The sequence below is a fragment of the Azospira sp. MPR-LB4 genome (genome assembly GCF_058809525.1).
This window is the reverse complement of record NZ_CM179521.1, coordinates 2,753,013-2,777,914: the sequence shown is the minus strand read 5'-3', so window position 1 is coordinate 2,777,914 and position 24,902 is coordinate 2,753,013. Positions and strand designations below refer to the sequence as shown.

The 24,902-nt window shown below is 64.3% G+C and carries 15 protein-coding genes and 1 tRNA gene; 3 read left to right on the top strand and 13 right to left on the bottom strand.

Going from position 1 to position 24,902, the window contains the following annotated elements; translation table 11 throughout:
- Positions 1-80: 80 nt before the first annotated feature.
- From rpoD to AC3QLZ_RS13015, 3 genes are all read left to right on the top strand, one after another.
- Complete coding sequence (gene rpoD / locus AC3QLZ_RS13025; protein WP_014236310.1) at positions 81-2,051, top strand: RNA polymerase sigma factor RpoD; 1,971 nt, start codon at positions 81-83, stop codon at positions 2,049-2,051.
- 17 nt (positions 2,052-2,068) lie between these two features.
- A tRNA-Ile gene (locus tag AC3QLZ_RS13020) sits at positions 2,069-2,145 on the top strand.
- Positions 2,146-2,348: 203 nt separating this feature from the next.
- Positions 2,349-12,857, top strand: coding sequence for a M10 family metallopeptidase C-terminal domain-containing protein (locus AC3QLZ_RS13015; protein WP_492783256.1), 10,509 nt, complete (start codon positions 2,349-2,351; stop codon positions 12,855-12,857).
- Between the two features lie 51 nt (positions 12,858-12,908).
- Here AC3QLZ_RS13015 and AC3QLZ_RS13010 read toward each other — a convergent pair whose 3' ends face one another.
- The 13 genes from AC3QLZ_RS13010 to miaB all read right to left on the bottom strand — a co-directional run bounded on the left by AC3QLZ_RS13010 (position 12,909) and on the right by miaB (position 24,889).
- Positions 12,909-13,517 carry a hypothetical protein gene (locus tag AC3QLZ_RS13010; protein ID WP_014236308.1) on the bottom strand — a complete coding sequence of 203 codons (609 nt, stop codon included), beginning with the start codon at positions 13,515-13,517 and terminating at the stop codon, positions 12,909-12,911.
- A gap of 7 nt (positions 13,518-13,524) precedes the next feature.
- A complete protein-coding gene (locus AC3QLZ_RS13005) occupies positions 13,525-13,887 on the bottom strand; it encodes a response regulator (RefSeq protein ID WP_014236307.1) in 363 nt (120 codons plus the stop codon).
- A 136-nt stretch (positions 13,888-14,023) separates the two neighbouring features.
- Positions 14,024-14,410, bottom strand: a complete 387-nt coding sequence (gloA, locus tag AC3QLZ_RS13000) for a lactoylglutathione lyase (RefSeq protein WP_014236306.1) — start codon at positions 14,408-14,410, stop codon at positions 14,024-14,026.
- 23 nt (positions 14,411-14,433) lie between these two features.
- Complete coding sequence (locus tag AC3QLZ_RS12995) at positions 14,434-15,210, bottom strand: M48 family metallopeptidase (protein WP_014236305.1); 777 nt, start codon at positions 15,208-15,210, stop codon at positions 14,434-14,436.
- Positions 15,188-15,931 (bottom strand): lysophospholipid acyltransferase family protein, encoded by a 744-nt coding sequence (locus AC3QLZ_RS12990; RefSeq protein WP_014236304.1) that lies wholly within the window; start codon positions 15,929-15,931, stop codon positions 15,188-15,190. Before AC3QLZ_RS12990 ends, AC3QLZ_RS12995 begins: the two co-directional genes overlap by 23 nt.
- 4 nt (positions 15,932-15,935) lie before the next feature.
- Positions 15,936-16,484, bottom strand: coding sequence for a D-glycero-beta-D-manno-heptose 1,7-bisphosphate 7-phosphatase (gene gmhB / locus AC3QLZ_RS12985; protein WP_014236303.1), 549 nt, complete (start codon positions 16,482-16,484; stop codon positions 15,936-15,938).
- A gap of 22 nt (positions 16,485-16,506) precedes the next feature.
- The gene (glyS, locus tag AC3QLZ_RS12980) at positions 16,507-18,750 is read right to left on the bottom strand and encodes a glycine--tRNA ligase subunit beta (RefSeq protein ID WP_014236302.1); all 2,244 of its coding nucleotides are present in this window, start codon (positions 18,748-18,750) and stop codon (positions 16,507-16,509) included.
- Between the two features lie 2 nt (positions 18,751-18,752).
- Entirely contained in the window at positions 18,753-19,682 is a 930-nt protein-coding gene (glyQ, locus tag AC3QLZ_RS12975) for a glycine--tRNA ligase subunit alpha (RefSeq protein ID WP_014236301.1), read from the bottom strand.
- A gap of 51 nt (positions 19,683-19,733) precedes the next feature.
- Positions 19,734-21,251: an apolipoprotein N-acyltransferase gene (gene lnt / locus AC3QLZ_RS12970; RefSeq protein ID WP_014236300.1), complete on the bottom strand. Its 1,518-nt coding sequence runs from the start codon at positions 21,249-21,251 to the stop codon at positions 19,734-19,736.
- Between the two features lies 1 nt (position 21,252).
- On the bottom strand, positions 21,253-22,098 hold the full coding sequence (locus tag AC3QLZ_RS12965; RefSeq protein ID WP_014236299.1) for a CorC family transporter: 846 nt from the start codon (positions 22,096-22,098) through the stop codon (positions 21,253-21,255).
- Between the two features lie 60 nt (positions 22,099-22,158).
- Positions 22,159-22,617: an rRNA maturation RNase YbeY gene (gene ybeY / locus AC3QLZ_RS12960; RefSeq protein WP_014236298.1), complete on the bottom strand. Its 459-nt coding sequence runs from the start codon at positions 22,615-22,617 to the stop codon at positions 22,159-22,161.
- Positions 22,614-23,588, bottom strand: a complete 975-nt coding sequence (locus AC3QLZ_RS12955; RefSeq protein ID WP_014236297.1) for a PhoH family protein — start codon at positions 23,586-23,588, stop codon at positions 22,614-22,616. The genes ybeY and AC3QLZ_RS12955 overlap by 4 nt, the downstream gene beginning before the upstream one ends.
- Positions 23,588-24,889, bottom strand: coding sequence for a tRNA (N6-isopentenyl adenosine(37)-C2)-methylthiotransferase MiaB (gene miaB, locus AC3QLZ_RS12950; RefSeq protein WP_232058904.1), 1,302 nt, complete (start codon positions 24,887-24,889; stop codon positions 23,588-23,590). The genes AC3QLZ_RS12955 and miaB overlap by 1 nt, the downstream gene beginning before the upstream one ends.
- Between the last annotated feature and the right edge of the window lie 13 nt (positions 24,890-24,902).

Below are 24,902 nucleotides of genomic sequence, written 5' to 3'. Positions count from 1 at the left end.
AACCCTGGTTCGAGACCAGGGGGAAATGAGCCAAGTTGTGGTAGAATAAGCGGTTTTTCCAGGATTATCGGGACACGGTCATGGCAAAGGAAAAGGCAAAAGAAGTCGCCAAGGAAATTCTCAAGGCTAAATCATCCAAGGCCAAGGAGAAGGCGCTGCTGGAATCCGCCGGGGCAACCCAGGCCGCGACTCCGGTGGACGTGGAGACGCGTAAGACGCGCCTCAAGACACTGATCAAACTCGGCAAGGAACGGGGTTTCCTGACCTATGCCGAAATCAATGACCACCTGCCGGACGACGTCGTAGACGCCGAGCAGATCGAGTCCATCATCACCACCTTCAATGACATGGGCATCCAGGTCTTCGACGAGGCTCCGGCCGCCGAAGATCTGCTCATGTCCGACAACGCCCCGGCTGTCGCCGACGACGAGGAAGTGGAAGAAGAGGCGGAAGCCGCCCTGTCTACCGTGGACTCCGAATTCGGCCGCACCACGGACCCGGTGCGCATGTACATGCGCGAAATGGGTACCGTGGAACTCCTGACCCGGGAAGGCGAAATCGAAATCGCCAAGCGCATCGAAGACGGTCTCAAGCACATGATCCAGGCCATTTCCGCCTGCCCCACCACCATTGCCGAAATTCTGGCCATGGCGGAAAAGGTGGAAAAGGAAGAGATGCGCATCGATGAAGTCATCGACGGCCTGATCGATCCCAATGCAGCCGAGGAGGAACTGGCCGCCGAGGAAGCCGTGGTTGAAGGCGACGACGAGGTCGAGGACGGCGACGACGAGGAAGAAGGCGGTGAAGGCGCCGCTGTTTCCGCCTCCCTGCTGCAGCTCAAGACCGATGCCCTGGAGCGTTTCGCCACCATCAAGACCCTCTACGGCAAGGCCCACAAGGCCCTGGTGTCCAAGGGCTCCCAGGACAAGACCTACCTCAAGCTGCAACAGCAGATTTCCGCCGAGCTGATGAACATCCGCTTCACCTCCAAGGTGATCGAGCGCTTGTGCGACAGCGTGCGCAGCATGGTGGACTCCGTGCGCGAGCGGGAACGCAAGATCCAGGAGCTGTGCGTGCGCAAGGTCGGCATGCCCCGCCCCCACTTCATCAAGTCCTTCCCGGGCAATGAAATCAACCTGGAATGGGTCGAGAAGGAAATTGCCGTGGCCAAGGGCTACGGCCCCATCCTCACCCGCACCGCTCCTAACATCCAGGAAGAACAGCGCAAGCTGCTGGCTCTGCAGGACCACATCGGCATCCCGCTGAAGGACCTGAAGGACATCAACAAGCAGATGTCCACCGGTGAAGCCAAGGCCCGCCGCGCCAAGCGCGAGATGACCGAGGCCAACCTGCGCCTGGTGATTTCCATCGCCAAGAAGTACACCAACCGGGGCCTGCAGTTCCTCGACCTGATCCAGGAAGGCAACATCGGCCTGATGAAGGCAGTGGACAAGTTCGAATACCGCCGCGGCTACAAGTTCTCCACCTATGCCACCTGGTGGATCCGTCAGGCCATCACCCGTTCCATCGCCGACCAGGCCCGCACCATCCGCATTCCGGTGCACATGATCGAGACCATCAACAAGATGAACCGGATTTCCCGCCAGATCCTGCAGGAAACCGGTGCCGAGCCCGATCCCGCCACCCTCGCGATCAAGATGGAAATGCCCGAGGAGAAGATCCGCAAGATCCTGAAGATCTCCAAGGAACCCATCTCCATGGAAACGCCCATCGGTGACGATGACGACTCCCACCTGGGCGACTTCATCGAAGACACCGCCACCACTGCCCCGGTGGATGCGGCGCTCTACTCCGGCCTGCGGGAAGTGACCAAGGAAATTCTGGACACCCTGACCCCCCGGGAAGCCAAGGTGCTGCGCATGCGCTTCGGCATCGAGATGAATACGGACCACACCCTGGAAGAAGTCGGCAAGCAGTTCGACGTCACCCGGGAACGTATCCGCCAGATTGAAGCCAAGGCCCTGCGCAAGCTGCGCCATCCCTCGCGTTCCGACAAGCTGCGCAGCTTCCTGGACAACAACGGCAGCTGAGCCACGACAAGCATCACGGGCCTGTAGCTCAGTTGGTCAGAGCAGAGGACTCATAATCCTTTGGTCCAGGGTTCAAGTCCCTGCGGGCCCACCAATCCACTCCCCAAAGGGCTGCCGACCGGCAGCCCTTTTTTTGTCCCTACCGCCCTGCCCTCCAGGATAAACCCATGTCATAATATTGCTCCAATCGGCCAACACTCCTGAATCGAGCAGGAAGGCGCAATACAAATGGCAACGCTTGAACTGAGTTTCCAAAACTCCAACACCCTGGATGCGGGACTGAATACCGCAGACAGCATGTCCGTTTCTTTCTCGGACACTCTGAACCAGATCGACTCCAATTTTCAGGAGTTCGATTACGGCACCCCTTATGTCTGGAGCGCCAGCAACACCAGGATCGATGGCTCGATCAGCACTGGCGGGAATTTCGTCATTACCGGCAGCAATCTGCTCGGTTCGGTGGCGACCATCAATTACCTGTCCTACACGGACAACTACCCCGCTGCCACCCTCCAGTTGTTCGGTTCGGTAACTAGCACAGACAGTTGGACCAACGGGACACTGACCAAGATCACCTACAGCACCAGCAACCTCTCCTTCGAATTGATCGGCACCATCCCAATCAATTCCTATGGCACCGCCAACAGCTTTACCGCCAGCAAGATCAGTTATACCTACACCAGCGGCGGGCATACGGTCACAGAGACCTTCGAAGGCAGTCTTACCTTCAACAACGACTCCATTTCGGGCACCGTCAAATCGGCCTTCTTCTCCATTGACGGTCAATACGTCAAGCTTTCCGGCTTGAACCTTAGCTTTTCCTTTTTCGATACAAATATCTCAGCCGACTACCTCTTCAATACCGTCTTGGCGGGCAACGACACCATCACGGGAACGGTAGCCAACCAATTCTTGTACGGCTATGCCGGTAACGACTCACTAATTTCAGGCGGAGTGGCAACGACTATGAGCGGTGGAACTGGTAACGATACCTATACGGTGGACGACGTTAGCGATGTGGTAACGGAAGCGGAAAACGAAGGAATCGATACCGTCCTCTCCTCAATCAGCTACACGCTGGGCGCCAATGTGGAAAACCTGACCCTGACAGGGACGGCCCATCTGGCAGGCACTGGCAACGAACTAAAAAACACCATTATCGGCAACAGCGGCAACAACGCCATCGATGGCGGTGGCGACATTGATATTCTCAAGGGCGGCAAGGGCAACGACACCTATACTGTGGATATCGTCCAAAGCGGCAGCGGCGACACGGCAACCGCAATCATGCAGGACACCGTCACCGAACTGCTCGGAGAAGGAACCGACACCATCGTCCTCCGCGGTACGATTTCCGGCCTGACCAACGCGACCACCCTGCTCGTCGGCGCCAATATCGAGAACCTGGACGCCAGTGCCACCGGCTCCACCAAGCTGAACATTACGGGCAATGCCCTCAACAACACCCTCACCGGCAACGATGGCAACAATGTCCTCAACGGTGGCGCCGGGGCCGACACCCTGATCGGTGGTCTCGGCGACGACACCTACGTCATCGACAATGCCGCCGATGCCATCACCGAGCTCTCCGGCGAAGGCACCGACACCGTCCAGGTCGCCATCGCCACCGCCGGCGGCACCTACACCCTCGGCGCCAACCTCGACAACGCCACCCTCACCAACGCCGTCGCCTACAACCTCACCGGCAACGCCCTGGCCAATACCTTGACCGGCAACGCCGCTGCCAACACCCTTACCGGCGTCGGCGGCAACGACACCCTCATCGGCGGCAACGGCAACGACACCTATGTCGTCACCGCCGGCGATACCGTCGTCGAGAACGGCCTGGCCTCCGACATCGATACCGTCAGCGCCGACTTCTCCTATAGCCTCGGCGCCAACCTGGAGAACCTCACCCTTTCCGGCTCCGCCAACATCGACGGCACCGGCAACGCCCTCAAGAACACCATCACCGGCAACATCGGCAACAACGCCATCGATGGCGGCGACGGCGTCGATATCCTCAAGGGCGGCAAGGGCGACGACACCTACACCGTGGACATCGTCAAGGTCGGCACCGGCGCCACCGCCACCGCCGCTCTCCAGGACACCGTCACCGAACTGGCCAGCGAAGGCAACGACACCGTCGTCCTGCGCGGCACCGTCAACGACCTCACCAACCCCACCACCCTCATCGTCGGCGCCAATATCGAGAACCTGGACGCCAGCAATACCGGCTCCACCAAGCTCAACCTCTCCGGCTCCGCCGTCGCCAACACCCTCACCGGCAACGATGCCGACAACCTCATCGATGGCGGTGCCGGCAACGACACCCTCGTCGGCGGCAAGGGCAATGACACCTACGTCATCGATTCCCTCGCCGACACCGTCACCGAAGCAGCCAGCGAAGGCACCGATACCGTCCGCGTCGCCGTCACCTCCGTCGCCGGCGGCAACACCTACAACCTCGACGACAACGTCGAGAACGCCACCCTCACCAACGCCATCGCCTTCAACCTCACCGGCAACGATCTCGACAACACCCTCACCGGTAATGCCGCCGCCAACACCCTGAACGGCGGCATCGGCAACGACACCCTCAACGGTGGCGCCGGGGCCGACACCCTGATCGGTGGTCTCGGCGACGACACCTACGTCATCGACAATGCCGCCGATGCCATCACCGAGCTCTCCGGCGAAGGCACCGACACCGTCCAGGTCGCCATCGCCACCGCCGGCGGCACCTATACCCTCGGCGCCAACCTCGACAACGCCACCCTCACCAACGCCGTCGCCTACAACCTCACCGGCAACGCCCTGGCCAATACCTTGACCGGCAACGCCGCTGCCAACACCCTTACCGGCGTCGGCGGCAACGACACTCTCATCGGCGGCAACGGCAACGACACCTATGTCGTCACCGCCGGCGATACCGTCGTCGAGAACGGCCTGGCCTCCGACATCGATTCCGTCAGCGCCGACTTCTCCTATAGCCTCGGCGCCAACCTGGAGAACCTCACCCTCTCCGGCTCCGCCAACATCGACGGCACCGGCAACGCCCTCAAGAACACCATCACCGGCAACATCGGCAACAACGCCATCGATGGCGGCGACGGCGTCGATATCCTCAAGGGCGGCAAGGGCGACGACACCTACACCGTGGACATCGTCAAGGTCGGCACCGGCGCCACCGCCACCGCCGCTCTCCAGGACACCGTCACCGAACTGGCCAGCGAAGGCAACGACACCGTCGTCCTGCGCGGCACCATCGCCGACCTCACCAACCCCACCACCCTCATCGTCGGCGCCAATATCGAGAACCTGGACGCCAGCAATACCGGCTCCACCAAGCTCAACCTCTCCGGCTCCGCCGTCGCCAACACCCTCACCGGCAACGATGCCGACAACCTCATCGATGGCGGTGCCGGCAACGACACCCTCGTCGGCGGCAAGGGCAATGACACCTACGTCATCGATTCCCTCGCCGACACCGTCACCGAAGCAGCCAGCGAAGGCACCGATACCGTCCGCGTCGCCGTCACCTCCGTCGCCGGCGGCAACACCTACAACCTCGACGACAACGTCGAGAACGCCACCCTCACCAACGCCATCGCCTTCAACCTCACCGGCAACGATCTCGACAACACCCTCACCGGTAATGCCGCCGCCAACACCCTGAACGGCGGCATCGGCAACGACACCCTCAACGGTGGCGCCGGGGCCGACACCCTGATCGGTGGTCTCGGCGACGACACCTACGTCATCGACAATGCCGCCGATGCCATCACCGAGCTCTCCGGCGAAGGCACCGACACCGTCCAGGTCGCCATCGCCACCGCCGGCGGCACCTATACCCTCGGCGCCAACCTCGACAACGCCACCCTCACCAACGCCGTCGCCTACAACCTCACCGGCAACGCCCTGGCCAATACCTTGACCGGCAACGCCGCTGCCAACACCCTTACCGGCGTCGGCGGCAACGACACTCTCATCGGCGGCAACGGCAACGACACCTATGTCGTCACCGCCGGCGATACCGTCGTCGAGAACGGCCTGGCCTCCGACATCGATTCCGTCAGCGCCGACTTCTCCTATAGCCTCGGCGCCAACCTGGAGAACCTCACCCTCTCCGGCTCCGCCAACATCGACGGCACCGGCAACGCCCTCAAGAACACCATCACCGGCAACATCGGCAACAACGCCATCGATGGCGGCGACGGCGTCGATATCCTCAAGGGCGGCAAGGGCGACGACACCTACACCGTGGACATCGTCAAGGTCGGCACCGGCGCCACCGCCACCGCCGCTCTCCAGGACACCGTCACCGAACTGGCCAGCGAAGGCAACGACACCGTCGTCCTGCGCGGCACCATCGCCGACCTCACCAACCCCACCACCCTCATCGTCGGCGCCAATATCGAGAACCTGGACGCCAGCAATACCGGCTCCACCAAGCTCAACCTCTCCGGCTCCGCCGTCGCCAACACCCTCACCGGCAACGATGCCGACAACCTCATCGATGGCGGTGCCGGCAACGACACCCTCGTCGGCGGCAAGGGCAATGACACCTACGTCATCGATTCCCTCGCCGATACCGTCACCGAAGCAGCCAGCGAGGGCACCGACACCGTCCGCGTCGCCGTCACCTCCGTCGCCGGCGGCAACACCTACAACCTCGACGACAACGTCGAGAACGCCACCCTCACCAATACCATCGCCTTCAACCTCACCGGCAACGACCTCGACAACACCCTCACCGGTAATGCCGCCGCCAACACCCTGAACGGCGGCATCGGCAACGACACCCTCAACGGTGGCGCCGGGGCCGACACCCTGATCGGTGGTCTCGGCGACGACACCTACGTCATCGACAATGCCGCCGATGCCATCACCGAGCTCTCCGGCGAAGGCACCGACACCGTCCAGGTCGCCATCGCCACCGCCGGCGGCACCTATACCCTCGGCGCCAACCTCGACAACGCCACCCTCACCAACGCCGTCGCCTACAACCTCACCGGCAACGCCCTGGCCAATACCTTGACCGGCAACGCCGCTGCCAACACCCTTACCGGCGTCGGCGGCAACGACACTCTCATCGGCGGCAACGGCAACGACACCTATGTCGTCACCGCCGGCGATACCGTCGTCGAGAACGGCCTGGCCTCCGACATCGATTCCGTCAGCGCCGACTTCTCCTATAGCCTCGGCGCCAACCTGGAGAACCTCACCCTCTCCGGCTCCGCCAACATCGACGGCACCGGCAACGCCCTCAAGAACACCATCACCGGCAACATCGGCAACAACGCCATCGATGGCGGCGACGGCGTCGATATCCTCAAGGGCGGCAAGGGCGACGACACCTACACCGTGGACATCGTCAAGGTCGGCACCGGCGCCACCGCCACCGCCGCTCTCCAGGACACCGTCACCGAACTGGCCAGCGAAGGCAACGACACCGTCGTCCTGCGCGGCACCATCGCCGACCTCACCAACCCCACCACCCTCATCGTCGGCGCCAATATCGAGAACCTGGACGCCAGCAATACCGGCTCCACCAAGCTCAACCTCTCCGGCTCCGCCGTCGCCAACACCCTCACCGGCAACGATGCCGACAACCTCATCGATGGCGGTGCCGGCAACGACACCCTCGTCGGCGGCAAGGGCAATGACACCTACGTCATCGATTCCCTCGCCGACACCGTCACCGAAGCAGCCAGCGAAGGCACCGATACCGTCCGCGTCGCCGTCACCTCCGTCGCCGGCGGCAACACCTACAACCTCGACGACAACGTCGAGAACGCCACCCTCACCAACGCCATCGCCTTCAACCTCACCGGCAACGATCTCGACAACACCCTCACCGGTAATGCCGCCGCCAACACCCTGAACGGCGGCATCGGCAACGACACCCTCAACGGTGGCGCCGGGGCCGACACCCTGATCGGTGGTCTCGGCGACGACACCTACGTCATCGACAATGCCGCCGATGCCATCACCGAGCTCTCCGGCGAAGGCACCGACACCGTCCAGGTCGCCATCGCCACCGCCGGCGGCACCTATACCCTCGGCGCCAACCTCGACAACGCCACCCTCACCAACGCCGTCGCCTACAACCTCACCGGCAACGCCCTGGCCAATACCTTGACCGGCAACGCCGCTGCCAACACCCTTACCGGCGTCGGCGGCAACGACACTCTCATCGGCGGCAACGGCAACGACACCTATGTCGTCACCGCCGGCGATACCGTCGTCGAGAACGGCCTGGCCTCCGACATCGATTCCGTCAGCGCCGACTTCTCCTATAGCCTCGGCGCCAACCTGGAGAACCTCACCCTCTCCGGCTCCGCCAACATCGACGGCACCGGCAACGCCCTCAAGAACACCATCACCGGCAACATCGGCAACAACGCCATCGATGGCGGCGACGGCGTCGATATCCTCAAGGGCGGCAAGGGCGACGACACCTACACCGTGGACATCGTCAAGGTCGGCACCGGCGCCACCGCCACCGCCGCTCTCCAGGACACCGTCACCGAACTGGCCAGCGAAGGCAACGACACCGTCGTCCTGCGCGGCACCATCGCCGACCTCACCAACCCCACCACCCTCATCGTCGGCGCCAATATCGAGAACCTGGACGCCAGCAATACCGGCTCCACCAAGCTCAACCTCTCCGGCTCCGCCGTCGCCAACACCCTCACCGGCAACGATGCCGACAACCTCATCGATGGCGGTGCCGGCAACGACACCCTCGTCGGCGGCAAGGGCAATGACACCTACGTCATCGATTCCCTCGCCGACACCGTCACCGAAGCAGCCAGCGAAGGCACCGATACCGTCCGCGTCGCCGTCACCTCCGTCGCCGGCGGCAACACCTACAACCTCGACGACAACGTCGAGAACGCCACCCTCACCAACGCCATCGCCTTCAACCTCACCGGCAACGATCTCGACAACACCCTCACCGGTAATGCCGCCGCCAACACCCTGAACGGCGGCATCGGCAACGACACCCTCAACGGTGGCGCCGGGGCCGACACCCTGATCGGTGGTCTCGGCGACGACACCTACGTCATCGACAATGCCGCCGATGCCATCACCGAGCTCTCCGGCGAAGGCACCGACACCGTCCAGGTCGCCATCGCCACCGCCGGCGGCACCTATACCCTCGGCGCCAACCTCGACAACGCCACCCTCACCAACGCCGTCGCCTACAACCTCACCGGCAACGCCCTGGCCAATACCTTGACCGGCAACGCCGCTGCCAACACCCTTACCGGCGTCGGCGGCAACGACACTCTCATCGGCGGCAACGGCAACGACACCTATGTCGTCACCGCCGGCGATACCGTCGTCGAGAACGGCCTGGCCTCCGACATCGATTCCGTCAGCGCCGACTTCTCCTATAGCCTCGGCGCCAACCTGGAGAACCTCACCCTCTCCGGCTCCGCCAACATCGACGGCACCGGCAACGCCCTCAAGAACACCATCACCGGCAACATCGGCAACAACGCCATCGATGGCGGCGACGGCGTCGATATCCTCAAGGGCGGCAAGGGCGACGACACCTACACCGTGGACATCGTCAAGGTCGGCACCGGCGCCACCGCCACCGCCGCTCTCCAGGACACCGTCACCGAACTGGCCAGCGAAGGCAACGACACCGTCGTCCTGCGCGGCACCATCGCCGACCTCACCAACCCCACCACCCTCATCGTCGGCGCCAATATCGAGAACCTGGACGCCAGCAATACCGGCTCCACCAAGCTCAACCTCTCCGGCTCCGCCGTCGCCAACACCCTCACCGGCAACGATGCCGACAACCTCATCGATGGCGGTGCCGGCAACGACACCCTCGTCGGCGGCAAGGGCAATGACACCTACGTCATCGATTCCCTCGCCGATACCGTCACCGAAGCAGCCAGCGAGGGCACCGACACCGTCCGCGTCGCCGTCACCTCCGTCGCCGGCGGCAATACCTATACCCTCGACGACAACGTCGAGAACGCCACCCTCACCAACACCATTGCCTTCAACCTCACCGGCAACGATCTCGACAACACCCTCACCGGCAATGCCGCCGCCAACCGCATCGACGGCGGCGCCGGCAGCGATGCCATGGCCGGCGGTGCCGGCAACGATATCTATGTGGTGGATGATCTCGGGGATACCGTCACGGAAATCCTCAATGGCGGCATCGATACGGTGGAGTCCAGCATCACCTTCTCGCTCGGCAACCATCTGGAGAATCTCACCCTTACCGGCGCTGCCGGCATCAACGGTACTGGCAATGAACTGGCCAATACCCTCATCGGCAACAGCGGGGCCAACACCCTGACCGGCGGCGCCGGCAACGACATCCTCGACGGCGGGGCCGGTGTGGACACCCTCGTCGGCGGCAACGGCAACGACACCTACTATGTCGATGAATCCCTGGATGTGATCGACGAACAGGGACCGGCAACCGACATCGATTCCGTCATCGCCACGGCCTCCTATAGCCTCGGTGCCAACCTGGAGAACCTCACCCTCTCCGGCTCCGCCAACATCAATGGCACCGGTAACGCACTTAACAACACCATTATCGGCAACGACGGCAACAATGCCATCGACGGCGGGGCTGGTGTTGATATCCTCAAAGGCGGCAAGGGTGACGACACCTACACCGTGGACATCGTCAAGGTCGGCACCGGCAGCACTGCCACCGCCGCGTTCCAGGACAGCGTCACCGAAGTTGCCGGACAGGGTAACGACAGCCTTGTGCTACGGGGTGTGGTAGGCGATCTCAGCAATGCGACCACGATCAACCTGGATGTGAATATCGAGAATCTGGATGTCAGCGCTACAGGAATCACGAAGCTCAACCTGACCGGTAACGTGAGCGACAACATCCTTACCGGCAATAGCGGTGACAACATCATTAATGGGGGCGCCGGCAACGACCAGATGAGTGGCGGCGCCGGGAACGACACCTACGTCGTTGACAGCGCGGGTGATAGCGTCAGCGAATCTGCCGGACAAGGCATCGACACCGTACAGATCAACATTTCCACTGCCGGCGGTTCCTACACCCTCAGCGAAAATGTGGAGAACGGCACCCTGGGTAACAGCGTTGCCTTTGACCTCGCCGGCAACGCACTGGACAACGTTCTGACCGGCAACGACAAGGCCAATCTGCTGACCGGCGGTGCCGGCGCCGACACCCTCAACGGTGGTGCCGGCAACGACACCCTCAACGGCGGCATCGGCAACGACACCCTCAACGGTGGCGCCGGTGCCGGAGATATTGCCGTGTTCAGCGGCAATCATGGCGACTACACCGTCAGCTACAACAACGGGATATTTACGGTTGCCGGTGCCGATGGCACCGATACCCTGCAAGGAGTTGAATTCCTCAAGTTTGACGACAGTATCGACGTCATCCCGATCCAGACCATGCTGGGTTCCGTTGCCACGGAGATCGACAGCACACCTCCCCAGCACGCCATCGATGCCCTCGATTCAGGTTACACCTGGCAACCGACCACCATCGGCCAGCCCCTGGTCATCAGCTACAGCTTCATGACCTCCATCCCGGCTTATTACTCCGGCAGCGGTGCCGATCCCATCTATTCATTCCAGGCGCTGGATGCCGCCCACCAGGCCGCCATCGAAAAGGCACTGGGTATCTACGCCAGCCTGCTCAACGTCACATTCCAGGAGGTGGCCAGCGGCGGCACCCTGCAGTTCGGCTCCAATTATCAAGGCTTCTACAATTCGGCCGGCTACGCCTACCTGCCCTGGGGAACCGGTACCAACAACGGCACCGACATCGGTGGCGACGTCTGGCTGGCCAATGACCAAAGCACCTTCAACCAGCTTGCCGATGGGGAATACGGTCTGGCCACCATCATTCATGAAATCGGCCATGCCCTGGGCCTCAAGCATCCGGGCGACTACGGTGCCGGCGAACCGGGCCCCTTCCTGCCGACGGCGGAGGACAATTACCTTTACAGCATCATGTCCTACAACGCGGACAGCTATACCGTCTCCTACGATGGCACCTACATCTATCTGAATCCCCTGTCGCCGAGCACGCCCCAGGTATTCGACGTTGCTGCCCTGCAGGACATGTACGGCGCCAACACGGCAACCAACAACAGCAATACGACGTACACCTTCAGCAACGACCCGTTCATCAAGACGTTGTGGGATGGCGGAGGCAACGACACCATCAGCCTGGCCGGCCTGAGCCACGGCAGCGTGCTGGACCTGCATGCAGGCAGTTTCTCCGACATCAACTACGATGCGACGGGTGCGTCCGCCTTGCCAGACGGCTTCATCAAGTCCGACATCCCTGTCGGCTGGTGGAACTACCTTTATACCGGCGATGACAACTTCAACATCGCCTACGGCGTCACCATCGAGAACGCCATCGGCAGCTCCAACGCCGACACCATCATCGGCAACGAAACGGCCAACGTTCTCACTGGCGGCCTGGGTGCAGACAAGTTCGTGTTCGAGGACAATCCGGTCATGGGCGTCATCGACACCATTACGGACTTCGTCTCCGGCACGGACAAGCTGGTTTTCGAGAACAGCGTATTCACCGCCCTGGGCACGGCGACCGGCACGCTGGCGGCAACCATGTTCGCCAGCGGCGACAATCTGGCCGGAGGACTGGACGCAAGCGACCGCTTTGTCTTCGACTCCAGCGACGGCAGTCTCTACTACGATGTGGACGGTTCCGGTGCTGCCGATGCAATCCTCATTGCCCAACTGACCGGCGTCACCAACCTGAAGGCCAGCGACATCCAGATCATCTGAGGCCTGGACAAAAAAAGGGGGCGCAGCCTTGCGGTTGCGCCCCCTTTGTATTCAGGCGGAGCGGATGTGCACCAGCGCCGGATCGTCCCAGTGTTCCAGCAGGATGCGGCGCACCCGGTCCTGCCAGAGGAGGCGGAAATCACGGCCGTCCGCCTCGCTGGCTTCGCCGCTGAGCAGGGCCTGGAGCAGGCCGCCCATACGGGGATCAGGAGGGACGGAGGAGAGGTCGAGACTCAGGGTGACGGCGCTGCCGTCGTCCAGGCGCCGGAAGGTGAACGTGCCGCCACCGCCCTGGCCGAAGGCCAGCAGGTTGCGGCGCGAGTGCTGGCCGGCCAGGCCCTTGAAACCGCCGCTGCCGGCGGCGCCGGTAAGCAGGGTGAGAACGCTGGCGATGACGCCGGTGACACCCTCGTCCAGGGAGTCACCGCAACTGACGTGAAAATTGCCCCGCCGGGGTACTTCGCTCCCGTACAAGCAGCCCAGGGCGCGGCTGGCGAGCAGGTAGGCGCCGGCCACCGTGGGGCAGGAATGGCCGGCCAGGCGCACGGCATCGGCGTAGCGGTATTCGATGAGGCCACCTTCCGCCGCCCCCAGGAATTCGGCCAGGGGATCCCGCAGCAGGATCGGCGGCACCTGGGCGAAGAAGGCGGGGAAGGTCATGCTCCGCTCAGCCGCCGACGAGGGCCATGGCTTCGGCGACAGAAACCGGCGTCACCGGCTTGCGCACGAACTGCACCGCAAGGGCGGCCGCCTTGTCGCGGATGGCATCCTGGATATTGGCGGTCAGCAGGGCCAGCTGGGCCGTGCTGCCCTGGGCCCGGACCCGGGCGGCGAACTCCAGGCCGTCCATGCCGGGCATGTTGTAGTCGATGGTCATCAGGTCGAAAGCCTGCCCGTCGCACTTGGCCAGGGCCTCGTCGCCGGTGCCGGCCTCTTCCACCGTCCAGTCCGGATGCTTGTCCAGCATGATGGCCCGGATCATCATCCGGCTCACCCGGCTGTCGTCCACCACCAGAACGCGCTTGCTCATTTCCATTGTCTCCACTGTCAGGGGCAGTCTAGCGGGGCACCTGGCCCTGCCGCCTTGATCCAAATCGGCTTTGAGGATCGCCCATAACCCCCGCCGTCGCCAAGGAGGAAAATCACACCCTCCCTGCCGCCCAGGGTTAGCTGTGCTTCTGGATCAGTTCGATCTTGTAGCCGTCCGGATCTTCGACGAAGGCGATGACGGTGGTTCCGTGCTTCATCGGGCCGGCTTCCCGCACCACCTTGCCGCCCCGGGCCTTGATGGCGGCGCAGGCGGCGTAGGCATCGTCCACTTCCAGGGCGATGTGGCCGAAGCCGTTGCCCAGCTCGTAGGCGGGGGTGTCCCAGTTGTGGGTCAGCTCGATCACGGCGCCCTCGCTTTCCGGGCCGTAGCCGACAAAGGCCAGGGTGAAGCGGCCATCGGGGTAATCCTGGCGGCGCAGCTGCTGCATGCCGAGGACCTCGGTGTAGAAAGCCATGGAACGGTCCAGGTCGCCGACCCGGAGCATGGTGTGCAATAGACGCATGAAAAACTCCTGCTGTTTAAGGATCACCAGCGCGGCAGGGTCTGGGCCAGACGCTTGAGCTCGGCCCGGGCCTGCTGGTAATCGGGATAGAGTCGCTCCACCACGGACCAGAAACGGGGCGAGTGGTTCATTTCCCGCAGGTGGGCCAGCTCGTGGGCCACCACGTAATCGACCACCGCCAGGGGAAAGTGGATGAGGCGCCAGTTGAGACGGATGCCGCTGACGCGGCTGCAGCTGCCCCAGCGGGTGCGGGCCGAACTGAGGGCCAGGGGCGGAGCGGCGACACCGAGCAGGGGTGCGTAATGGTCCAGGCGCTCGGCGAACAGGGTACGGGCCCGCGCTTTCAGGGCCTTCTCCAGCAAGGGGCGCAGATCCTTGGCCTCAGGCAGGCATAGTTGGAGATGCCCGTCGATCCAGGAGATGCGGGCAGGGCCGGCCGTGATGCGCACCGATATTACCTCTCCGAGCAGGGGCAGGGACATGCCGTCGCTCACGCTGACCGCCGTCTGGATCTGGCGCTGGCGCCATTCCTCCAGCTTGCCCAGGACCCAGTCCTGATGCTGGTGGATCAGCTTCTCCACCTCCCGCACGGAAGCGCGCAGGGGCGCACCGACCCGCAGGCCCCGGTGGTCGATGGTGAGGCCGATGGTGCGCCGGCGGCTGCGCCGCAACTCGTAGGGAATCAGTCGTTCGCCGAGCAGCACGGCGGCGCCCCGGGCGTCCGCCGGCGGCCGCTCTGCCGGATCGCGAAAGAGGGCCAGTTCGAGCTGGGGGGAATCAGGCCTGCTGGGACGACCCATCGCAATAACGGTGCGGGGAGATGCGGTGCATCTCGCCTTCGATCCAGGCTTCCACCTGGCGGTTCACTTCTTCCACCGTCAGGCCGCTGGCGTCGATGGCCGGACCGAAGCTGATGGTGACGGTGCCCGGCTGCTTGATGAAGGCATTGCGCCGCCACACCTCGCCCGCGTTGTGGGCCACCGGCACCACCTTGGCCTTGGCCTGCACCGCCAGGTGGGCACCGCCGGGCTTGTAGCGCTTCTTCTGGCCCGGAGCGACGCGGGTGCCCTCGGGGAAGATGATGACGCTGATGCCACGCTGCAGCAGGGCCGTGCCCTGTTCGGAAACCTGGGCCAGGGCATCCATGCCGGCCTTGCGGTCGATGGCGATCATGCCGATGGCCTTGAAGGCCCAGCCGAGGAAGGGCAGCAGCAGCAGTTCCTTCTTCAGCACGAAGACCATGCGCGGGAACCACTGCTGCAGGGCCACGGTTTCCCAGGCGGACTGGTGTTTGGAAAGCACCACCACGGCTTCGTCGGGAATGTTCTCGATGCCGACGACCCGGGTACGGATGCCGAGCACCCCGCGCACCAGAAGGCCGAGGAAGATGGAACGCCAGATGTCGATCAGGACGTAGGCGGTGTTCACATGGAACGGCGCGACGACACAGACCAGAGCGCCGAAGAAGGCAATCAGGGGGACCGACAACAGGGTGAACAACAGGGAGCGGATCAGGGCCATAGGGTCAGTTCTTGCCGTTGCCGAGCAGATGATCGACGGCGGCGGAGAGATCGGGGAACACTTCGGTGGCGTAGGGCAGGTCGCCCTCTTCCTGGGTTTTCTCGCCCTTGCCGGTGAGCACCAGGATGGGGGAAGCGCCGGCCCGGGCGGCAGCCTGCAGGTCGCGCAGGGAATCGCCGATGGCCGGCACGCCCTTCAGTTCGGCGTTGTACACCGCGGCGATGCGCTGGAACATGCCGGGCTTGGGCTTGCGGCAGTCGCAGCCCGCATCGGCGGCGTGGGGGCAGTAGAAGATGGCGTCGATGCGCCCGCCCGCCGCCGCCACGGTCTTGTGCATCTTTTCGTGGATGGCGTTGAGGGTATCCATGTCGAACAGGCCGCGCCCGACGCCGGACTGGTTGGTCGCCACCACCACCCGGTAGCCCGCCTGGTTCAGCTTGGCGATGGCTTCCGGGCTGCCGGGAATGGGCTTCCACTCGGCCGGGCTCTTGATGAACTGGGCCGAGTCGAAGTTGATGACGCCGTCCCGGTCGAGGATGACAAGTTTCTTCATGGTTGCGTGCGCTCCGCGAAACTCAGGCCGACAGCTTGGAAATGTCCGCCACCTGGTTCATGGCCAGGTGCAGGGTGGCCAGCAGGCCGAGGCGGTTGGCCCGCAGGGCGGGGTCTTCCGCATTGACCATGACGTCGTTGAAGAAGGTATCCACCGGCGCCTTGAGGGCCGCCAGGGACTGCAAGGAGGCGGCGTAGTCGCCCTTGGCGAAGGCCGCATCGGCAGCCGGCTTCACCTCGGCCAGGGCCTGGGCCAGGGCCACTTCGGCGGCTTCCTGGAGCAGGGCGCTGTCGATCTTGGCAGCGACGCCGCCTTCCACCTTTTTCAGGATGTTGCCGACCCGCTTGTTGGCAGCGGCCAGGGCTTCGGCTTCCGGCAGGGCGGCAAAGGCGCGCACGGCGGCCAAGCGCTTGGGGATGTCGCCCAGGCGCTGGGGCCGCTGGGACACCACGGCATCCACTTCCTGGGCGCTGTAGCCCTGCTCCCGCAGACTGCCGGCGAGGCGGTCGTAGATGAAATCTGCTACCAAAGAGCTTACATTGCCGTCGAAGGGGGTGCCAATGCTGCCTTTCCCATGACTACCTTTAGGTGCTTGGCTGGGTTCAATCCCGGAAGTCAGAACCAAAGAGCCAAAGGCGGCACGAGCAACTTCCAAGACTTCGTTCAACTCCAAGGCAAGGTCGCCCTCGGCCAGCATGCGAATCACGCCCAGGGCGTGGCGACGCAGGGCGAAGGGATCCTTGTCGCCGGTGGGAATCTGGCCGATACCGAAGAGGCCCACCAGGGTTTCCAGCTTGTCGGCCAGGGCCACCACGGTGCCCACATTGCCCCGGGGCAGGCTGTCGCCGGCGAAGCGGGGCTTGTAGTGGTCCTCGATGGCGTCGGCGATGTCGGCGGAGAGGCCGTCATGCAGCGCATAGTAGCGGCCCATGATGCCCTGCAGTTCGGGGAATTCGCCCACCATGTCGGTGAGCAGGTCGGCCTTGGCCAGCAGGGCGGCCTGGTCGGCTTGACGAGCCAAATCTTCACCACCCAACTGGCGGCCGATGGCGCTGGCGATTGCACAGACGCGCTGGGTGCGCTCGCCCTGGGTGCCGAGCTTGTTGTGATAAACCACCTTGGTGAGGGCGGGAATGCGATCGGCGAGAGACTTCTTGCGGTCCTGGTCGAAGAAGAATTTGGCGTCGGCCAGACGGGGGCGCACCACCCGCTCGTTGCCGCCGATGACGGCGGAAGGGTCGGCCGGGGCGATGTTGCTCACCACCAGGAACTGGTTGGTCAGCTTGCCGCTGGCGTCCAGAAGGGGGAAGTACTTCTGGTTGGCCTTCATGGTGAGGATCAGGCATTCCTGGGGCACGGCCAGGAATTCGGCTTCGAACTTGCCGATCAGGACATTGGGGCGCTCCACCAGGGCGGTGACTTCTTGCACCAGCTTGTCATCAAGCAGCTGTTGCTTGGTTTCTTCGGGGGTCAGATCAATCCGCCTGCCATCAGCAAAGGCTGGTTCGACCTCAAGCCAACAACCCAGCTCTCGGGCCTTAGCTAGCAGCTGCCGAATGATCTCTTCGCTGCGCTCTTCATAATTCGCGATGACGGCGCCGTCCCGCTTCAGGGTGTCGGCGTAGCTGTCGGCGTCGGCGAAGGTCACCACTTCCTTGGCGGCTTCAAAACGGTGGCCCAGGGTGGTGTTGCCGGAGGTCAGGCCGAGGATGGCGAGGGGCACCACCTCGCTGCCGTGCAGGGCCACCAGGCGGTGGGCGGGACGCACGAAATTGACGCTGGTCCAGCCGTCCTGCAGCTGGTAGCTCATCACCTTGGGAATGGGCAGGGCGGCCAGGGCCGCTTCCAGGGCCTTCTGCAGGCCTTCGGCCAGGGCGGCACCCTTGGCCAGGCTGTCGTAGAACAGCACCTCGGCCTTGCCGTCGTTCTCGCGGCGCAGGCTGGGGACGACGGAGGCGTCAGCACCCAGGGCGGCAAGCTTCTTCAGCAGGGCCGGGGTGGCGTTGCCGGCAGCGTCCAGACCCACGGCCACGGGCATCAGCTTTTGCACCACAGGCTTGTCGGCGGCCACGGCCAGCACGTCGGTCACATGGGCAGCCAGACGGCGGGGCGAGGCGTAGGCGGTGACGGCGGCGGCTTCGGGCGCCAGGCCCTGGGTCTTGAGGGACTGGGCCAGGGTCTGGGCGAAGACTTCGCCCAGCTTCTTCAGGGCCTTGGGCGGCAGTTCCTCGACGAACAGTTCAACGAGCAGATTCTTGGCGGACATGATCAGGCGACTTTCTTGGCGTTCTGTTCTTCAAGCTTGGCCAGCACTTCGGCGGACCATTCCTTGGGCGCCATGGGGAAGCCCAGGCGGGCGCGGGAATCCAGGTAGGACTGGGCGACGCTGCGGGCCAGGTTGCGGATGCGGCCGATGTAGGCGGCCCGCTCGGTGACGGAAATGGCGCCCCGGGCATCCAGCAGATTGAAGGTGTGGGCGGCCTTGAGCACCTGCTCGTAGGCCGGCAGGGCCAGCTGGGCCTGCATCAGGTGCTGGGCCTGCTTCTCGTGGGCACCGAAGGCTTGGAACAGGAACTCGGCGTCGCTGTGCTCGAAGTTGTAGGTGGATTGCTCCACCTCGTTCTGGTGGTACACGTCGCCGTAGGTGAGGCCTTCGGTCCACTGCAGGTCATAGACGTTTTCCACGCCCTGCAGGTACATGGCCAGGCGTTCCAGGCCGTAGGTGATTTCGCCGGTGATGGGCTTGCAGTCGATGCCGCCGACCTGCTGGAAATAGGTGAACTGGGTCACTTCCATGCCGTTCATCCACACTTCCCAGCCCAGGCCCCAGGCGCCCAGGGTGGGGTTTTCCCAGTCGTCCTCGACGAAGCGCACGTCGTTCTTCTTCAGGTCGAAGCCGAGGGCTTCCAGGGAGCCCAGGTACAGCTCCAGGATGTTGTCGGGAGCGGGCTTGAGCACCACCTGGAACTGATAGTAGTGCTGCATGCGGTTGGGGTTTTCGCCGTAGCGGCCGTCCTTGGGCCGGCGGGAGGGCTGCACGTAGGCGGCCTTCCAGGGCTCGGGGCCGATGGCCCGCAGGAAGGTGGCGGTGTGGCTGGTGCCGGCGCCGACTTCCATGTCGTAGGGTTGCAGGAGGGCACAGCCCTGTTTGCTCCAGTAGTCCTGCAGACGCAGGATCACTTCCTGAAAGGTAGGCATGGGTATGGGGTTCGCCAAAAAGCGTTGGAAATTTGTCGGAAACGTTGGATTTTACTGGGTTTCCCGCCGCCGTGCCAAAGCACCTGCAGCCAGGAGAAGGGTCGCCAGAAACAGGGCCACCGTATTGCCGGTGCGGGCAAAGGGCGTCAGCCCCTGGTAACCCCGCACCTCGGCCACCAGGGCGCCCCGGGTGAAGGGCGGCAGCACGGCCTGGACCCGTCCGTCCGGGGCCACCACGGCGGTCATGCCGGTGTTGGTGGCGCGCAGCATGGGGCGACCGGTCTCCAGGGCCCGCAGCTGGGCGATCTGCAGATGCTGGGGCTGGGCCAGGGAACGGCCGAACCAGGCGGTGTTGGAGAGATTGACCAGCAGGGTGGCCCGGGGCAGGGCATGGATGATCTCGCCGCCGAAGACGTCTTCGTAGCAGATGTTGGGAGCGATCTGCTGGCCGGCCAGGGCCAGGGTCGGCTGCCGCGCGCCACCGGAGGAAAAGTCCGACATGGGCATGTGCATGAGATCGAGGAACCAGCGGAAGCCCGGCGGCACGAATTCACCGAAGGGCACCAGATGGGCCTTGCTGTAGGACTGCTGGGGACTGGCGCCGAAGCCGATGGCGCTGTTGTAGTAACGCCGCTCGCCGCTGCTCTCGTCGGCCACCGGCACTCCCAGCAGCAGGTCGCCGCCGCGGCGGGCGGCCAGGGCCTTGAGGTCGGCGATGAACTCGGGGGGCAACTGGTCGTAGAGGGCCGGCACGGCGGTTTCCGGCAGCACCGTCAGGTCCGCCGGATTGTCCCGGGCCAGGCCGACGTAGGTGGTGAGGGAATCGAGAAAACGCTCCGGCTGCCATTTCAGATCCTGGGGAATGTTGCCCTGGAGCAGGGCCACCCGCAGCGGCTCGCCCGCCGGCACAGTCCATTGCACCAGCCCCAGCCCGGCGCCGAGGCCGAGCAGCAGCAAGACCAGCAGCCCAGGCAGACGCTGGCGCCCCACCACCGCCAGGGCGCCCCAGGCGCCCAGCAGGGCGGAAGCCAGGGACACGCCATACACGCCGAGCAGCGGCGCCAGGCCGGCCAGGGGCGACGGCGGCGACTGGGAGTAGCCCAGGGCCAGCCAGGGAAAACCGGTGAGCACCCAGCCGCGGGCCCATTCGGCCAGCACCCAGCTGGCAGCGAACAGGCATGCGCTTCTCCAGGATGCCTTGTCGGAGAAGTCCAGCCGGCGGGCGCTCCAGGCCGCCGCCATGGGATAGAGGGCCATGTAGGCGCACAGGGCCAGGGTGGCCAGGGCGGCCACCGGCAGGGGCATGCCGCCGACGTCGTGGAGGCTGACATAAACCCAGGAGACGCCGCCGAGGAATTGGGCCAGGCCGAAGGCGAAGCCGCGCCAGGCCGCCGCCCGGGGCGACGGCGCCCGGCTCACCAGGAGGAACAGGGCGCCCCAGCTGAGCCAGGCCAGCCAGAAGACAGCGAAGGGAGCAAAGGCGCCCACCCCCAGCAGGCCGGCGCCGGCCGCCAGCAGACGGGCCCGCCCGTCGCTGCGCAGAGGGGAGAGAAAAGCGGCGATTCCCACCTTATTCGGTATCGCCGATGGTGCGGGGCGTATCCACCAGCAGGGTATACAGACGCCGGCTGTCGGCCCGCAGGACCTGGAAGCGGACGTGGCCCACCTCCACCACTTCGTTGCGCTTGGGCACCCGGCCCAGGTGGTGCAGCAGCATGCCGCCGACGGTGTCGAAATCGTCGTCGGGGAAAGTGGTGCCGAAGGCGTGGTTGAAGCTGGCGATCTCGGTCTGGGCCTTGACCCGGTAGCGGCCGGACTGGTCCAGCTGGATGTTGTCCACGGTCTCGTCGAAGTCGTACTCGTCCTCGATCTCGCCGACGATCTGCTCCAGCACATCCTCGATGGTCACCAGGCCGGCGACGCCGCCGAATTCGTCCACCACGATGGCCATGTGGTTGCGGCTGACGCGGAACTCCCGCAGCAGCACGTTGAGACGCTTGGATTCGGGGATGAAGACGGCGGGGCGCAGCCAGTTGCGCAGGCTGAAGTCCCGCTCGATGATGGAGCGCAGCAGGTCCTTGGCCAGGAGGATGCCCAGCACGTCGTCCTTGCTCTCGCCAACCACCGGGAAGCGGGAGTGGGCGGTCTCGATCACCGTGGGGATGAGCTGGTCCAGGGAGGAGTCGATGTCGATCACGTCCATCTGGGCCCGGGGCACCATGACGTCGCGGACGGAGGTTTCGGAGGCGGCCATGGCCCCTTCGATGATGGTCAGGGCGTCGGCGTCGAGCAGGTCGCGCTCGAAGGCGGAATGCAGCAGGGCGAGGAGTTGCTCCCGATCCTCGGGCTCGCGCAGGAGGAGGGAGGAAAGACGTTCGAGCAGGGTCGGTTTGGGCGAACTAGGGGAAGGGTCCATGGGCGGGGGTTGGGCAACGGAAATTGGGGATGGGGAACCTGGGCGCCCCACCGGTGCCGCTCAGGCGGCGTAGGGATCGGGGTAGCCGAGGCCGGCCAGGATGTCGCGTTCCAGGGCCTCCATGTGCTCGGCCGCCGCTTCTTCTTCGTGGTCGTAACCTTGCAGGTGCAGCATACCATGCACCACCAGGTGGGCGTAGTGAGCTGCCAGGGGCTTGCCCTGCTCGGCCGCTTCCCGGGCCACCACGGCATGGCAGATGACCAGGTCGCCCATGACGACGGGCTCGTATTCGTAGGGGAAGGAGAGGACGTTGGTGGCGTAGTCCTTGCCCCGGTAGTCCCGGTTCAACTCCTGGCCTTCGTCGGCTTCCACCAGGCGGATGGTGACCTGGCCGCCCTTCATGCCGTCCACGTTGAGGGCGGCGCGGGCCCAGGCGCGGAAATCGTCGCGGCAGGGTAGGCCTTCCCGGTTACAGGCGTATTGCACCGACAGGTTGAGGCGGCGGCTGGGCTGATTCATGGCTTGCGTCCGTGTTCTTCGTAGGCGGAGACGATGCGGGCCACCAGGGGGTGGCGCACCACATCTTCCTTGAGGAATTCGGTGAAGGCGATGCCCCGCACTTCGCGCAGAATCTGGGCCGCTTCACGGAGACCGCTCTGGTGGCCCCGGGGCAGATCCACCTGGGTCAGGTCGCCAGTGACCACGGCCTTGGCGCCGATGCCGATGCGGGTGAGGAACATCTTCATCTGTTCCGGCGTGGTGTTCTGGGCCTCATCGAGAATGATGAAGGCGTGGTTGAGGGTGCGCCCGCGCATGAAGGCCAAGGGGGCGATCTCGATGGCGCCCTTTTCGTAGAGCTTGGTCACCTTGTCGAAGCCCATCAGGTCGTAGAGGGCATCGTAGAGGGGACGCAGGTAGGGATCCACCTTCTGGGCCAGGTCGCCGGGCAGGAAGCCGAGGCGCTCACCGGCTTCCACTGCCGGCCGGGTGAGGACGATGCGCTCCACCTGGTCCCGCTCGAAGGCATCCACGGCGCTGGCCACGGCCAGATAGGTCTTACCGGTGCCGGCGGGGCCGATGCCGAAGGTAATGTCGTGATCCTGGATGTGCTTCAGGTATTCGATCTGGCGCGGCGTGCGGCCGTGCAGTTCGCTCTTGCGCGTGATCAGGGCCGGCGAGGTGGGGTCGATGCCGGCGGAACCGGCCCGGGCCGGCTGGTTCAGCAGTTCGATAAGCCCCAGCTGGATGTCGTCCACCGACAAGGGCTCCCTGGCCTTGGCGTAGAAGCGGCTGATGGCGTCGGAGGCACGGCGGGCCTGGGCGACGGAACCGTGAAAGGTGAAACGCTCGCCGCGGCGGGTGATGGTCACATCCAGGGCCGTCTCGATCTGCCGCAGGTTCTCGTCCAGGGCGCCGCACAGGTTGGCCAGGTACTGGTTGTCCACCGGGGACAGGAACAGCTCCAGGGGCCGGGTTTTGCTCGCACCCATCAGGCGGCCACGCCTTCCCGGGTGACGATCTCACCCCGCAGGGAATGGGGCAGGGCCGAAGTGATGGTGACGTCCACGAAGTGGTTGATGAGACGGGGATTGCCGACGAAATTGACCACCCGGTTGTTGTCCGTGCGGCCGGCCAGCTCGTTGGCATCCTTCTTCGAGGTGCCTTCCACCAGCACCCGCTGTACCGTGCCGACCATGGCCTGGGAAATGGCCATGGCCTGCTCCTCGATGCGCTTTTGCAGACGGGCGAGGCGGGCCAGCTTCACGTCCTGGGGCGTGTCATCTTCCAGTTCCACCGCCGGGGTCCCGGGGCGGGGGCTGTAGACGAAGCTGAAGGAAGTGTCGAAGCCCACGTCCTCGATCAGTTTCATGGTCTTCTCGAAATCCTCCTCGGTCTCGCCGGGGAAGCCGACGATGAAGTCGGAACTGAGGGAAATGTCGGGCCGCGCCACCCGCAGCTTGCGGATGATGCTCTTGTATTCGATGGCGGTATAACCGCGCTTCATCACCGCCAGCACCCGGTCGGCACCGGCCTGCACCGGCAGGTGCAGATGGGAGACCAGCTTGGGCACCTTGGCGTAGGTGTCGATCAGGCGCTGGGTCATTTCCCGCGGGTGTGAGGTGGTGTAGCGGATGCGTTCGATGCCGGGCATCTCGGCGATGTACTCGATGAGCATGGCCAGGTCGGCGACCTCGCCGCCAAACTCGCCCCGGTAGGCATTGACGTTCTGTCCCAGCAGGGTCACTTCCTTCACCCCTTGCTGGGCCAGGCCGGCCACTTCGGTGAGGATGTCCTCAAAGGGGCGGGACACCTCGGCGCCCCGGGTATAGGGGACGATGCAGAAGGTGCAGAACTTGGAACAGCCCTCCATGATGGAAACGAAGGCGGTGGCCCCCTCCACCTTGGCCGGGGGCAGCGCATCGAATTTCTCGATTTCCGGAAAGGACACATCCACCGCCGCCTTGCCCTGGCTCTTCCGCTCGGCAATCAGCTGGGGCAGGCGGTGCAGGGTCTGGGGACCGAAAACCACGTCCACATAAGGCGCCCGTGCCACAATGGCGGCACCTTCCTGGCTGGCGACACAGCCACCAACGCCGATCACCAGATTGGGATTGAGCTTCTTCAGGTGCTTGACCCGGCCCAGGTCGTGGAAAACCTTCTCCTGGGCCTTTTCCCGCACGGAACAGGTGTTGAAGAGAATGATGTCAGCCTCTTCGGGGTTGTCGGTCTTTTCCAGGGGTTCGGACTGGTTCAGCACATCGGCCATCTTATCCGAGTCGTACTCGTTCATCTGGCAGCCGAAG

Excerpts from the sequence above, each read along its gene's own strand:
- rpoD (WP_014236310.1), top strand. The coding sequence starts at position 81 with ATGGCAAAGGAAAAGGCAAAAGAAGTCGCCAAGGAAATTCTCAAGGCT.
- AC3QLZ_RS13015 (WP_492783256.1), top strand. The coding sequence starts at position 2,349 with ATGTCCGTTTCTTTCTCGGACACTCTGAACCAGATCGACTCCAATTTT.
- AC3QLZ_RS13010 (WP_014236308.1), bottom strand. The coding sequence starts at position 13,517 with ATGACCTTCCCCGCCTTCTTCGCCCAGGTGCCGCCGATCCTGCTGCGG.
- AC3QLZ_RS13005 (WP_014236307.1), bottom strand. The coding sequence starts at position 13,887 with ATGAGCAAGCGCGTTCTGGTGGTGGACGACAGCCGGGTGAGCCGGATG.
- gloA (WP_014236306.1), bottom strand. The coding sequence starts at position 14,410 with ATGCGTCTATTGCACACCATGCTCCGGGTCGGCGACCTGGACCGTTCC.
- AC3QLZ_RS12995 (WP_014236305.1), bottom strand. The coding sequence starts at position 15,210 with ATGGGTCGTCCCAGCAGGCCTGATTCCCCCCAGCTCGAACTGGCCCTC.
- AC3QLZ_RS12990 (WP_014236304.1), bottom strand. The coding sequence starts at position 15,931 with ATGGCCCTGATCCGCTCCCTGTTGTTCACCCTGTTGTCGGTCCCCCTG.
- gmhB (WP_014236303.1), bottom strand. The coding sequence starts at position 16,484 with ATGAAGAAACTTGTCATCCTCGACCGGGACGGCGTCATCAACTTCGAC.
- glyS (WP_014236302.1), bottom strand. The coding sequence starts at position 18,750 with ATGTCCGCCAAGAATCTGCTCGTTGAACTGTTCGTCGAGGAACTGCCG.
- glyQ (WP_014236301.1), bottom strand. The coding sequence starts at position 19,682 with ATGCCTACCTTTCAGGAAGTGATCCTGCGTCTGCAGGACTACTGGAGC.
- AC3QLZ_RS12965 (WP_014236299.1), bottom strand. The coding sequence starts at position 22,098 with ATGGACCCTTCCCCTAGTTCGCCCAAACCGACCCTGCTCGAACGTCTT.
- ybeY (WP_014236298.1), bottom strand. The coding sequence starts at position 22,617 with ATGAATCAGCCCAGCCGCCGCCTCAACCTGTCGGTGCAATACGCCTGT.
- AC3QLZ_RS12955 (WP_014236297.1), bottom strand. The coding sequence starts at position 23,588 with ATGGGTGCGAGCAAAACCCGGCCCCTGGAGCTGTTCCTGTCCCCGGTG.
- miaB (WP_232058904.1), bottom strand. The coding sequence starts at position 24,889 with ATGAACGAGTACGACTCGGATAAGATGGCCGATGTGCTGAACCAGTCC.